General features: G+C 72.7%; 8 protein-coding genes. 6 read left to right on the top strand and 2 right to left on the bottom strand.

What is annotated here, in order from left to right:
* Nucleotides 1-120: 120 nt before the first annotated feature.
* A complete protein-coding gene (locus tag BL253_RS13570; RefSeq protein ID WP_076816924.1) occupies nucleotides 121-1,308 on the bottom strand; it encodes a class I SAM-dependent methyltransferase in 1,188 nt (395 codons plus the stop codon).
* A gap of 750 nt (nucleotides 1,309-2,058) precedes the next feature.
* Between BL253_RS13570 and ileS the strand changes: the two genes are divergently transcribed.
* On the top strand, nucleotides 2,059-5,334 hold the full coding sequence (gene ileS, locus BL253_RS13565; RefSeq protein WP_076816922.1) for an isoleucine--tRNA ligase: 3,276 nt from the start codon (nucleotides 2,059-2,061) through the stop codon (nucleotides 5,332-5,334).
* A gap of 141 nt (nucleotides 5,335-5,475) precedes the next feature.
* On the opposite strand, the gene BL253_RS13560 is transcribed toward ileS, so the two are convergent.
* The gene (locus BL253_RS13560; protein ID WP_076816920.1) at nucleotides 5,476-6,432 is read right to left on the bottom strand and encodes a PhzF family phenazine biosynthesis protein; all 957 of its coding nucleotides are present in this window, start codon (nucleotides 6,430-6,432) and stop codon (nucleotides 5,476-5,478) included.
* Nucleotides 6,433-6,860: 428 nt separating this feature from the next.
* Here BL253_RS13560 and BL253_RS13555 point away from each other — a divergent pair, with 428 nt between their 5' ends.
* From BL253_RS13555 to BL253_RS13535, 5 genes are all read left to right on the top strand, one after another.
* Nucleotides 6,861-7,505 (top strand): DUF6308 family protein, encoded by a 645-nt coding sequence (locus BL253_RS13555; RefSeq protein WP_076816918.1) that lies wholly within the window; start codon nucleotides 6,861-6,863, stop codon nucleotides 7,503-7,505.
* A 159-nt stretch (nucleotides 7,506-7,664) separates the two neighbouring features.
* Nucleotides 7,665-8,618, top strand: a complete 954-nt coding sequence (locus tag BL253_RS13550) for an ABC transporter ATP-binding protein (protein ID WP_076816916.1) — start codon at nucleotides 7,665-7,667, stop codon at nucleotides 8,616-8,618.
* A gap of 43 nt (nucleotides 8,619-8,661) precedes the next feature.
* Nucleotides 8,662-9,564 carry an ABC transporter permease gene (locus tag BL253_RS13545; RefSeq protein ID WP_076816915.1) on the top strand — a complete coding sequence of 301 codons (903 nt, stop codon included), beginning with the start codon at nucleotides 8,662-8,664 and terminating at the stop codon, nucleotides 9,562-9,564.
* Entirely contained in the window at nucleotides 9,561-10,409 is an 849-nt protein-coding gene (locus BL253_RS13540) for a hypothetical protein (RefSeq protein WP_241834761.1), read from the top strand. Before BL253_RS13545 ends, BL253_RS13540 begins: the two co-directional genes overlap by 4 nt.
* Nucleotides 10,410-10,683: 274 nt before the next feature.
* On the top strand, nucleotides 10,684-12,132 hold the full coding sequence (locus tag BL253_RS13535) for a TerD family protein (protein ID WP_076816913.1): 1,449 nt from the start codon (nucleotides 10,684-10,686) through the stop codon (nucleotides 12,130-12,132).
* The last annotated feature ends 22 nt before the right edge of the window (nucleotides 12,133-12,154 follow it).

Raw genomic sequence — 12,154 nt, 5'->3', positions numbered from 1 at the left:
GGGCTGACGACGTGGCTGTGTTGGCACTGCGCTGGGGCGCCGTCACTGGCCGGGGTGGTGGGGGCGCGGCGTGGTTGGCAGGCCAGATTGTCCAGTCGGGAGTTTCGGCTGGACGGGTGGTCAGGTGGGTAGCGGGGCGGGGTCGGGGGTGCCCAGGCGTTCCAGGACGACGCGGTAGGCCTCGAGCTGGCCGGTGACGAAACCGGCCGTCGAGCCCCAGAGGAACGCGCGGAACTTCAGGTACGTCTCCTGGCCCCAGCGATCGGCGACCTGCTCGCGCGCGGCGTCGAGCCTCAGCGCCCAGGCCCGGCAGGTCAGCATGTAGTTGTGGGTGTCCTCGATCACGGTCCGCACCCGGAACTGCCCTGACCTCGCCACGCAGGCCAGGTAGTCGTGCAGCACCAGCGGGGTCGACCGGCCCGGGTAGATGTGGCGGCTCATGAAGCTCGACAGATGGTGCTTGCGGCGCATCGCGACCGCGTCCAGGTAGACCCGCCCGCCGGGGCGGACCAGCGCGGCGTACCTGCGCAGCGTGGTCTCGTAGTCGGGCAGGTGCTCGGTGACCCCCATGTTCACCAGCGCGTCGTAGGTCTCACCCTCGCCCTCGTAGGCGAACAGGTGCTGGCGCACGACCCTGGCCTCGTCGTAGCCGCGTTCCTTGGCGAGGTCGTTCATGAAGGCCTCGGACGCCCGCGACAGCGTGAGGGAGGTGACCCGCGCGCCCTGCTCCGAGCCGAACTGCAGGAACGCCCCCCAGCCGCCGCCGACCTCGATCACCCGCGCCCCCGGCGTGAGCTCCAGCGCGTCATAGGCGTAGCGCATCTTGTTCGCCATCGCGGCCTCGAGCGGCTCCGTGTCCGCGGTGAAGACCCCGTGGGTGTAGCAGCGGAACTCGTCGTCGAGGAAGGTGCGGAAGAAGTCGGCGTCCTCGTCGTAGTGCGCGGCGATCGCCTCGTCGTCCTTCTTGCGCTGGCCGCGCGCGCCGAGCGCGAGCGGCGCGAACCGCCTGATCCAGACGATCGGGTGGAAGTCGGAGAAGACCCTGCGGGCGGCAAAGGCCTCGACCACGTCGCCGTCAATGTCGAACGCGCCGGCAATGAACGCGTCACCCACCTGGAACAGGTCCATCGATGACAGCGCCCGATCCCCGGCGCTGCCCCGGCTCTGGAGCCAGAACCGTGGCTCGCCGTCACCGACCAGGAACGATTCGCCGTCGGACATCCGGACTCCGAACGGCGTTCGCACCGACTTCTTCCGGCTCGCCTGCCGCAGCTTCTCCGCGAACCGCTCCCAGGTCGACGCGCTCATGCTCACCCGTCCTCAGCGTCCATCCGGGCTGCCCCGGAAAGGGCCGACTTTTACCTGATATCGAGTATGACCGCACGGGCGTCGAGCCGGGGGAACGTCGACGTGACCGTCGCCGAAACCCCGGGAGGCGGTTCCGCGCCATCCGTGTGCTCGGTTTCGCCGCGGCACCGGTTGGTTCCGGCCGGACACGGGTGCGCGCCGCCGCTCCGTGGTTCCGCTACGCCAGGCGAGCGTCCGGCGATTCTGGGCCCACAGGTGCGCGGCGCCGGCTGTTCGCCGATTCGTCGCTGTTCATCTCGTCACGCCTTGTCGCGTCGGTCGCCTCTGGTAGCCGACTCGGTCGCCACCCGACGTGATCTTGCATGGGAAACCCCTGTGCCAGCTCGTCGATGATTCAGCTACGCTGGGCGCAGCAAGCCAGCGGCAAGGCGTCGATGGGGACGAGTAGCGGCGGGCGCGGCCTGAGCGAGCCGGGGATGGTGGAAGCCCGGTGGCTAGCGCGTCGTGAAGATCACCCCGGAGCCGTCGGAAGAACGCGTCCTGGGATTTCAGTGATCTGGGGMGTCAGTAGATCCGCCAGCCGTGGCGCTCATGAGTGGCCGTCGCGGGTCGRTGACCTGGCGGCGCGCAAGGAGGGTGGTACCGCGGTGCCCCGCCCGTCCCGAGGCCGTCAGCGGCCCTGGGAAAGTGGTGTGGCGTCGTCCCTCCGCCGGAACTGCCACGTCCGACGGAGACCGGGACCCCACAGCGATGAGCACCCCCACACCCACCAGCACCCCAGCCGCCGCGTCCAGCGTGCCCGATGCCGCCCGCCCGGCGGTCTTCGCGCCGCTGCCGGCGAAGGTCGACCTGCCGGCGTTCGAGCAGGAGACGCTCGACCGCTGGCGTGACAGCAAGGTCTTCGAACGTTCCCTGCGGGCGAGCGCCGACGCGCCGCTGTGGATGTTCTACGAGGGCCCGCCGACCGCCAACGGCAAGCCGGGCGCCCATCACGTCGAAGCGCGGGTGTTCAAGGACGTCTTCCCGCGCTACCGGACGATGAAGGGCTATCACGTCCCCCGTAAGGCCGGCTGGGACTGCCACGGCCTTCCTGTCGAGCTCGCGGTGGAGAAGGAGCTCGGCTTCACCAACAAGAGCGACATCGAGACCTACGGGATCGCCGAGTTCAACGCCCGCTGCCGCGAGTCGGTGCTGCGCCATGTCGCCGACTTCGCCGCGATGACCGAGCGGATGGGCTACTGGGTCGACCTCGACGGCGCCTACCGCACGATGGACACCCCCTACATCGAGTCGGTGTGGTGGTCGCTGCGGCAGATCTTCGACAAGGGCCTGCTGGTCGAGGACTTCCGCGTCACCCCGTACTGCCCCCGCGACGAGACGCCGCTGTCCGACCACGAGGTCTCCCAGGGGTACAAGGACGTCGCGGACCCGTCCGTCTACGTCCGCTTCCCGGTCGTGGCCGGCACGGGGCCGGAGGGCTTCTTCACCCCGGAGCGCGACGCCAGGCTGCTGGTCTGGACGACCACGCCCTGGACCCTGGTCTCCAACACCGCCGTCGCCGCCCACCCCGACGTCACCTACGTCCTCGCCCGCACCGCCGCCGGCGAGCACGTCGTCGTCGCCGAGCCGCTGCTGGCGGCCGCGCTGGGCGACGCCGCCGAGGACGCCGAGGTCGTCGACCGGCTGACCGGCGCCCAGCTCGCCGGCACCCGCTACCGCCGCCCGTTCGAGCTGCTCGACGCCGCCCGCTTCGAGCCGGGCGCCGACGGCGTCGCCGGCCGGCACGCCACCGGCGCGGCGCCCGCCGCCCCGCACTCGGTCGTGCTCGCCGACTACGTCACCACCACCGACGGCACCGGCCTGGTCCACCAGTCGCCGGCGTTCGGCGCCGAGGACCTCGCGGTCTGCCGGGCGAACGGCCTGCCGGTCGTCAACCCGATCGGTTCCAACGGCCACTTCCTGCCTGAGGTGCCGCTCGTCGGCGGGATGTTCTTCAAGGAAGCCGACGAGCCGCTGTCCGCCGACCTTCGGGCCCGCGGGCTGCTCTGGCGCGGCACCAGCTTCGTGCACAGCTACCCGCACTGCTGGCGCTGCCACACGCCGCTGATCTACTACCCGCTGCCCAGCTGGTACATCCGCACCACCGTGGTCCGCGACCGGCTCGTCGAGGAGAACGAGAAGACCGACTGGCACCCGGACCGGATCAAGCACGGCCGCTATGGCGAGTGGCTGCGGAACAACGTCGACTGGGCGCTGTCCCGCAACCGCTACTGGGGTACGCCGCTGCCCATCTGGCGCTGCGAGAACGACGCGACCCACCTGACCTGTGTCAGCTCGCTCGCCGAGCTGTCGACGCTCACCGGCCGGGACCAGTCCGGCCTGGACCCGCACCGCCCGTTCGTCGACGAGGTGACGCTGCCCTGCCAGCGGCCGGGCTGCGGCGGCACCGCGCGGCGCGTGCCCGAGGTGATCGACGTCTGGTACGACAGCGGCGCGATGCCGTTCGCCCAGTGGGGCGCCCCGCACCGCAACCAGGCCGAGTTCGAGAAGCACTACCCGGCGCGGTACATCTGCGAGGCGATCGACCAGACCCGCGGCTGGTTCTACACGCTGATGGCCATCGGGACGCTCGTCTTCGACAAGTCGAGCTACGAGACGGTGCTCTGCCTCGGCCTGCTGCTCGACGCCGAGGGCCGCAAGATGTCGAAGCACATCGGCAACGTCCTCGACCCGTTCGCCCTGTTCGAGCGGCACGGCGCCGACGCGGTCCGCTGGCTCATGCTCGCCGGCGGCTCGCCGTGGTCGGACCGCCGCGTCGGCCACGAGGCGATCGACGACATCGTCCGCAGGGTCCTGCTCACCTACTGGAACACGGCGTCGTTCTTCGCCCTCTACGCCTCCGCCGCGCACTGGGACCCCGCGGCGGCGCCCGCCACGGCACCGGCCGACCGGTCGGTGCTCGACCGCTGGGCGCTCTCGGAGCTGGCGGCGACGGTCCGCGAGGTCGACGAGGCGCTGGAGGGCTTCGACTCGCTGCGCGCCGGCCGGCGGCTGACCAGGTTCATCGACGACCTGTCCAACTGGTACGTCCGCCGCTCGCGGCGCCGCTTCTGGGACGGTGACCCGGACGCGCTGGACACGCTCTACCGCTGCCTGGACGGCGTGACGAGGGCGATGGCCCCGCTCGCGCCGTTCCTCACCGACTGGCTGTGGGCGCGGCTGTTCGCCGCGGCCCCGGGCGCGCCGGACTCGGTGCACCTGGCGAGCTGGCCGCAGCTGCCCGCCGCATGGGTGGACGAGACGCTGTCCGGGCAGATGGACCTGGTCCGCCGGATCGTCGAGCTCGGGCGCGCGGCCCGGGCCGCGAGCGGGGTGCGCACCCGCCAGCCACTGCCGCGCGCCGTCGTCGGCGGTGCCGCGTTCGAGGCGCTGCCCGCCGACCTGCGCGCGCAGATCGCCGACGAGCTCAACGTCGCGGGCGTGGAGGGCGCGACCGCCGACGTCGTCGACGTCACCGTCAAGCCGAACTTCCGGGCGCTGGGCCGCCGCTTCGGCAAGCGCACGCCGGTCGTCGCGGCGGCCGTCGCCACCGCGGGCCTCCCGGTCGACGGGGTGCTCACGGTCGAGGCCGACGGCGAGCGGATCGAGCTCTCCGGCGACGAGCTGATCGTCACCGAGACGCCTCGGCAGGGCTGGGCGGTCACCTCCGAGTCCGGCCTGTCGGTCGCGCTCGACCTGGAGATCACCCCGGAGCTCGCCCGCGCGGGCCTCGCCCGCGACGTCGTGCGCGTCCTGCAGGACGCCCGCAAGAGCGCCGGCCTGGAGATCACCGATCGTATCGACGTCTGGTGGGCCGCGACCAGGGCGTCGAGCGCCCTGGCGCTGCGCGAGCACGCCGCCGCGGTCGCCGACGAGGTCCTGGCCGTCCGCTTCGTCGAGGGCGACCTCCCCGCCGGCATCCACCACACCGCCGACGACCTGGGCCTCACCTTCGCCCTCGGCGTCGCCGAACCGGCGGCCCGCTAGCGGCCCAGGCGGCCTCGCCCGCGTGGCTGGGCCCGTTCCGCGGAACGGGCCCAGCCACGCGGACCCGGTTCTGGACCGTGATCAGCTAGAGGTCAGGATCGAGCTCGCACAGGTCGTCGCTTCGTCGTCGATGCCCAGCACCTACCGCGTCCACGCGGTGGACCGGATGGGTGCGGCCGCGGCCGGCCGTGAGGGCCAGGGGAGGACGCGGGCGGTGCCGCCTACCCGGGTGGTGATGCCGCGGGGGGTGCGGGTGGCGGTGGCGTGGACGGTGGACGGGTGCCCGAGGGCGTCACCCTGGTCGACGGTGACCGTCGGGTTGTCGTCGCCGAGGTGACCGCTGAGCAGGAGGTGCGCGGCGAGGCAGCCGGTGCTGTTGGCGTTCGCGACGTCCTCGGGCACACCGATGGCGGGGGCGAACATGCGGGCCGCCGCGGGCTGTGTGAGTGACGGCGGGACGTAGACGAAACAGCCGAGCTGCCCGTGCCGGCGGCTCGCGGCGACCAGCCGCTCCTGGTCGGGATGGATGCCGGCGAGGACGGCGCGGTCGGTGACGGGGATCAGCAGGCGCTCCCGGCCGGGCGACGCGATGGACACGTCGTCCTTCGGGTGCAGCGCGTCCGGCGGCAGGCCGAGAGCGTCCAGGAACGCGCCGCGCTCCGCGTCCGTGGCGGCGCGGTGTTCCACCAGTCCCTGGCTGAACCAGGCCTCGACGACGTCGCCCTCGCCAGATCCGGCCGCGAGCCCGCCAGCGGCTTCGACGTCCTTCCCGGCCATCCGCAGCGGTCCCTGGAAAGCCGCCCCCGCCGCCTGGAGGGTGAGAACGGCGATCGCGGCGACCGTTCCGTGGCCGCATCCGGACAGCTCGCCCGTCGCGGTGAAGAACCGGACCTCCCGCTCGCTGCGCGCGCCGGCGGCCGGGACGGCGGGGACCGGGGCGATGGCCGCCACGTGCGAGGCGCCCATCCTCGCGGGAATGCGCGCCAGCTCGGCGTCGTCGAGCCCTCGGCTGTCCATGACGACCGCGGTGGGGCTGCCGCCGCTGCCACCCCGGAGGCACGCGGCGACCGCGATGACGTCGGCTCGGAACTGTTCCATACGGCTACGTCACCACATCGTGACCGTCACGTCACGACGTCGTGGCGACTCATGGCGGGCGTCTCCCCGTTGTCGCTGGCTCGGGTGACGCCGTCCTGTTCCGCCGGCCGTGGCTGGTCCAAAAAGGACAGCCGGGGACAGCCTGGCGGCGTGCCCGCGGGCGGTAACCGGTGCTTCCCGGGGATGGCGGGTCGGGAGATGATGAGATGCCCGTACCGACCAAAGTGGCGCGCGGGGATCGCCGCTGGGTGCTCGGGGCGATCAGTGACGATTCCGACGGATGGTCACGGAGCGCCACGCTCGGCCGTACTGTTTGGGGCACTGGCCTCGCGTGCCCCGGTACCGGGGGAAACACCCCTCACAGGCGGACGGCAACGGCGCCCGCGCGGCCAGAGACGGCACCAGACGTGAAGGATGGGGAGCTTTCGGTGAAGCTGGCGATGGGCACCCGGGAGGTCTTCGACGCGGAGAGCCTGCTCGAGGAGTATCTGGGACCGCGCAAGCGTGGGCTGCGCTACGCCTACCCGTACTACGACGGCCTGGTCACGAACGGCGATCCGGACCTGCTCTGCACCGGGGACCTGCTCGCGCCCTGCCTGCTGGGCGTCGGCGTGGACATCGACCGGCTGCACACCCTCACCGCGCTGCTGCCACTGCTGCAGCGCGCGCTGGACAGGCTGCCGCCCGGGATCGAGCTCATCGAGGCCGACGACGTCACCCTCGACCTCGTCGCCGCGCTGTACGACCCGCTCGACGACCCGGACGTCTTCGACCGCGACGTCAAGGGCTCGCTCATCGCCAAGGTGCTGCACCGCAAGCGGCCCGCCCTCGTCCCGCTGTTCGACTCCAAGGTCCGGATCTTCTACCAGCACGAGAACTGCGTCCCGGCGGCACCGAAGGACGGCCGTTCCTGGCGCCAGTACATGCAGCTGCTGGTCCGCGCCATGCAGTACGACCTGCGCGAGAACGCCGAGGAGTTCCAGCGCCTGGCGACCCTCGTCCCCGTCGGCGGCCCGCCCGTCTCCTCGCTGCGGATGCTGGACATCGTCGTCTGGATGAGCAGCGCGGTCTGAGGCAGGGCACGGATGAGAGTGTCGTGACGTTCGAAGAGTGTGACGTTCGCCCTGTCCGCGGTCGCGCGGCCTCGCGCGCGCACCGAGCGCGGCCGGGTGAGTGACGTTCCGGACAGTGCGGCCGTACGGACAACGCCTGGCGTACGGGACAATGGTCGGGTGCGTAGCTTCGCCGTCCGGGGCCTGACCCGTCGGCACCGGGCAGGGGACACCTTTGTGGTCGCCAACGACCGCATTGACCTCGACGTCCCCGCTGGCGAGGTGTTCGGGATTCTCGGGCCGAACGGCGCGGGGAAGACGACGCTGGTGCGGCTGCTGATGGGGCTGCTGCGGCCGGACGAAGGCAGTATCGAGCTGTTCGGGCACGACGTCGTCGCCCGGCCTGACCTGCCGGCGCGGCTCGCCGCCTATCTCGGCCAGAGCGATCTGGCGCTGGCCGACCTGCCGGTCGCCACCGCGGTCGAGACCACCGGCCGGATGCGCGGTCTGACGAAGGCCGCGGCGAGGGTCGAGCGGGACGCCGTGCTCGACGAGCTCGGGCTCGCGGACGTCGCCGACCGGCCGCTCGGGAAGATCTCCGGCGGCCAGCGCCGGCTGGCCTGCGTCGCGACGGCACTGGTCGGCTCCCGGCCGGTGCTGGTGTTGGATGAGCCGACGACCGGGCTCGACCCGCGCAGCCGGCGGGCGGTCTGGACCGCGCTGCGGCGGCGTCGCGACGAGGCCGGTGTGACGGTGGTCCTCATCACCCACAACGTGCTGGAGGCGGAGACGGTGCTCGACCGGGTGGCGGTGCTCGACGCCGGCCGGGTGATCGCCTGCGACACCCCCGGCCGCCTGAAGGCCCTCGTCGACTCGGACGTGCGCCTGGAACTGGCCTGGCGCCAGGACCCGCCGGACGACGACCCGACCGTGCGCTGGCTCGGGGCCGAGGCGACCCGCGCGGGCCGGCGCTGGACGGTCCGGATGTCCCCGGAGCGGGCCCGCGAGGCGCTCGCACTACTCACCACCGGCCCGGCGTTCGCCGCCCTCGACGACTTCAGCCTGGCGACGCCGTCCCTGGAAGACGTCTACCTGTCGCTCGGCGGCACCTCCCGCGACCTGGAGCGCACATGACTCCCATCCGCGCGCGCGACCCCCGGCCAGGGCTGGTGCCCCGGTGACCGTCGCACCCGTCGCCCCCGGCGACATTCCCGCGGCCGGCGGCCCCCAGACCTCCCCGCCCGGCCCAGCCGACCGGCTGGAAGCCGCGCGAGCGGCCACCGCCGCGGGCGGCGCGCGCGGCGGCGTCGCGCCGGCCGTCCCCGTGATTCCGCGACGTACGCCGTTCCTGGCGGCCTTCGCCGCCGTCTACCGGGGGCAGCTCTCGCGCGGCAAGGTCGCCCGCATGCCGTTGATGTTCGTCGCCACCCTGCAGTCGGTGGGGATCCTGTTGCTGTTGCGCGGCGTCGTGAGCATCTCCGACGTGGCCACCTGCGCCCAGGTCGTCGCCGGATGCACCGTGCTCGTCGTCGCTTTCGTCGCGTTGAACCTGCTCGCGCAGCGGTTCGGCGCGCTGCGCGCCGCCGGAGCGCTCGACTACTACCTGACACTGCCGGTGCCCGGCACCGCCGTCGTGCTCGGCACGGCCGCCTCCTACGCGACGTTCGCCGTCCCCGGCGTCGTCGTCACCGCCGTCACCGGCGCCCTGCTGTTCGATCTTCCGCTGTCCGGGCTGTGGATCCTCGCGCCGGTGGCACTGCTCGCCGGCGCGAGCCTCGCCGGCATCGGCGCGGCCGTCGGGTTGCTCGCCCCGCGCCCCGAGCTCGCCACCGTCGCCGGCCAGCTCGGGATGAGCGTCGTGCTCTTCCTCGGGATCATCCCAGCCGACCGCCTGCCCGGCGTCGGCTGGCTCGTGCGCGACGTGCTGCCGAGCAGCTACGCCGTCGACGCGCTGACCGAGACGTTCCTGCCCGGAGTGCGCTGGGGCGTCGTCGCCCTCGACCTGGGAGTGTGCGCCCTCGTCGCGCTCGCCACCCTGGTGGCCGCGGCCGGGGCGCTCCGCCGGGCAGGGACCGCGTGAACCAGCAGATCGGGTCCGTCCTCGCCGGCCTCGCCGGGTGGTTCGTCCGGCTGTACCGGCGTCCCGGGGTGCGCGCCGGGATTGTCTGCCTGCTCGCGCTCGCCGCCGCCGGGCCGCTGCTGGGTCTGCTGTGGGCGGCCGCCGCGCCGCACCTGGACGTCGCGGCCAGCATCAGCGGCAGCGAGAACGCGTTCACCACGCAGGCCGACATCGACGCGACGTTCGGGTTCATCTGCCTCGGCGCCGGCATCGCCGCCGGGGTGCTCGCCCGTCTCCGGGCGGCCGACGCCGGCTGGCCGGTGCCCGTGGGACTCACGGCCGGTGGGTTCGCTGGCTCCCTGCTCGCTGGTTGGATCGGCCACCTGGTCCGCTCGCCGGGCGTGCTGGACCAGCTGCCGCCGAACGCGGGCAGCTACGTCATAAGCCTGGTCGACATGCGGGTGCGCTCGACCGGCCTGTACCTGGTGCTGCCGTTGACGGCGCTGCTGGTACTCGCGCTGTCGCTGTGGCTGCCGGCACCCTGGCCGCGCGGCCGGCGCCGAGGCACCGAGCTGGTGGCGCAACCGGCTGGGCTGGCTGAGCCGGACGCGGTGTTCGCCGCCGCGTCGGCCTTCCAGCCGCGTCCGCTGCCGTTCGCGGACGACGGGCCATCCGCGCCCGGCGTCGACACCCCGGACGCCGCGAGCCCGAACGGCGCGGCACCGAACGGCGCGGCACCGACCGGTTCTGATCGTGTTGGCGTTGGCGGTGCTGGCGGCTCGGAGGACCCCGGCCCGGAGGGGCAGGACGATGGCGAGGTCTCGCGCCCCAGGATGCCGCTAGGCGACGTGGAACGACCGTCCTAGCAAGGCCCCACATCCCCCGACGTGCGTGTCCTGTCCCGCGCTGTCCGCCGGTTGACACCACGGTGGCACCGGGTGATGAGATGACCTTGGCTGTGGACTGTTAGGTTCCGGTCAGTCCGGTCCACATCGGGTACCCGCCGGTGGTGCGACCATGGGGCTGGTCACAGCGGCGGTGTCGGCACCCGGTGGCCGCGGCGCCGGATCAGCGTCGGGGCCTGGGCCGGGCCGGCCGGGATCGCGGTCGGGGATCGTAGGGCGGGGCGGGAGGAACAGCGTGGTCACGCAGTTCGGTCGGGGACAGAAGAGCCAGCTGTCCGCGATCACGCAGGGCACTGACCTGTACATCGGGATCCAGGTCAACGCTCCGGGCACCAGCTGGGACATCTCCTGCTTCGGCCTGGACGCGAACGACCGGCTCTCCGACGACCGGTTCTTCATCTTCTTCAACCAGCCGAAGTCGCCGGAGGGTTCGATCCAGCAGCTCGGTGCCCAGTCGGGCGACACCGAGTCGTTCCGGCTCACCCTCGACGCCGTGCCGCCCTCGATCCACAAGCTGTCGTTCTGCGCGGCGCTCGATGGTGCCGGCAGCGCCAGCCAGATCACCTCCGGCTACTTCCGGATCGTCGTCGGCGGCCAGGAGGTGATGCGGTACCCGTTCACCGGGGCCGACTTCACCTCGGAGCGCGCCGTCATGATCGGCGACGTTTACCGCAAGGGCGTCTGGCGGGTCACCGCGAACGGGCAGGGCTTCGCCGGCGGGCTCGCGGAGCTCATCCGCTCCTTCGGCGGCGAGGTCGAGGATCCGGCGCCCGCGCCGCCGCCCGCGCCCGCGGCGGGCGGCTTCGCCCCGCCCCCGCCGCCGGCCGGTGGGTTCGCCCCGCCGCCCGCTCCGGCGGGCGGCTTCGCGCCGCCTCCCGGCGCACCGGCCGCACGTCCGCCGGCGCCCGCCACGCCACAGGCGCCGGGCTACGGCCAGCCACCCGCCGCGGCAGCGGCGGCGGGCGCCGCGTCGCCGCTGGTGAACCTGTACAAGGAGCCGCCGCCGTCGCAGGCGCAGCCGGTGCCGCCGGGCGCGATGGCGAGCCTCACCCCGTACGCCGAGAACCAGGCGCAGGGCCGGTGGGTGGCGCAGAACAGCAAGCTGGTCAAGGTCCGCCTCGGCGAGGACGCGCTGGCGCTGCGCGGCTCGATGGTCGCCTACCAGGGCAACATCGACTTCGACTACAAGAGCCGTGGCCTGCGCGGGATGCTCGAGGAGAAGCTCACCGGCCAGGGCCTGAAGCTCATGACCTGCAAGGGCCAGGGCGAGGTCTTCCTCGCCCAGGACGCCTCCGACCTGCACATCGTCGAGCTCGGCCCCGGCCAGAAGCTGTGCGTCAACACCAAGAACGTGCTGGCGTTCGACGCGACCATCACCAACGAGGTCAAGCGCATCGAGAGCGCCGGCATCCCGGGCGGCGGCATCTTCCACTTCGAGATGTCCGGGCCGGGGACCATCGTCGTGATGACGAAGGGCACGCCGATGACGCTGCCCGTCCAGGGGCCGACGTTCGCGGACATCAACGCGCTGGTCGCCTGGACCGTCGGTATGCGCGTCAGCGTGTCGTCGCAGGTCCGGATCTCGCGGCAGGTCTACCACACGGCCAGCGGCGAGTCCCACAACCTGCAGTTCCAGGGGATGGGCGGCGGCCACTTCGTCGTCGTCCAGCCGTACGAGGTGTGAGCCCGCGGATGACCACGGCCCG

This window comes from Pseudofrankia asymbiotica (assembly GCF_001983105.1).
Classification (GTDB): Bacteria; Actinomycetota; Actinomycetes; order Frankiales; family Frankiaceae; genus Pseudofrankia; species Pseudofrankia asymbiotica.
Note: the sequence above shows the minus strand (reverse complement) of the source record. Positions and strands in the feature narration are given on the sequence as shown.

Excerpts from the sequence above, each read along its gene's own strand:
- BL253_RS13560 (WP_076816920.1), bottom strand. The coding sequence starts at position 6,432 with ATGGAACAGTTCCGAGCCGACGTCATCGCGGTCGCCGCGTGCCTCCGG.
- BL253_RS13570 (WP_076816924.1), bottom strand. The coding sequence starts at position 1,308 with ATGAGCGCGTCGACCTGGGAGCGGTTCGCGGAGAAGCTGCGGCAGGCG.
- ileS (WP_076816922.1), top strand. The coding sequence starts at position 2,059 with ATGAGCACCCCCACACCCACCAGCACCCCAGCCGCCGCGTCCAGCGTG.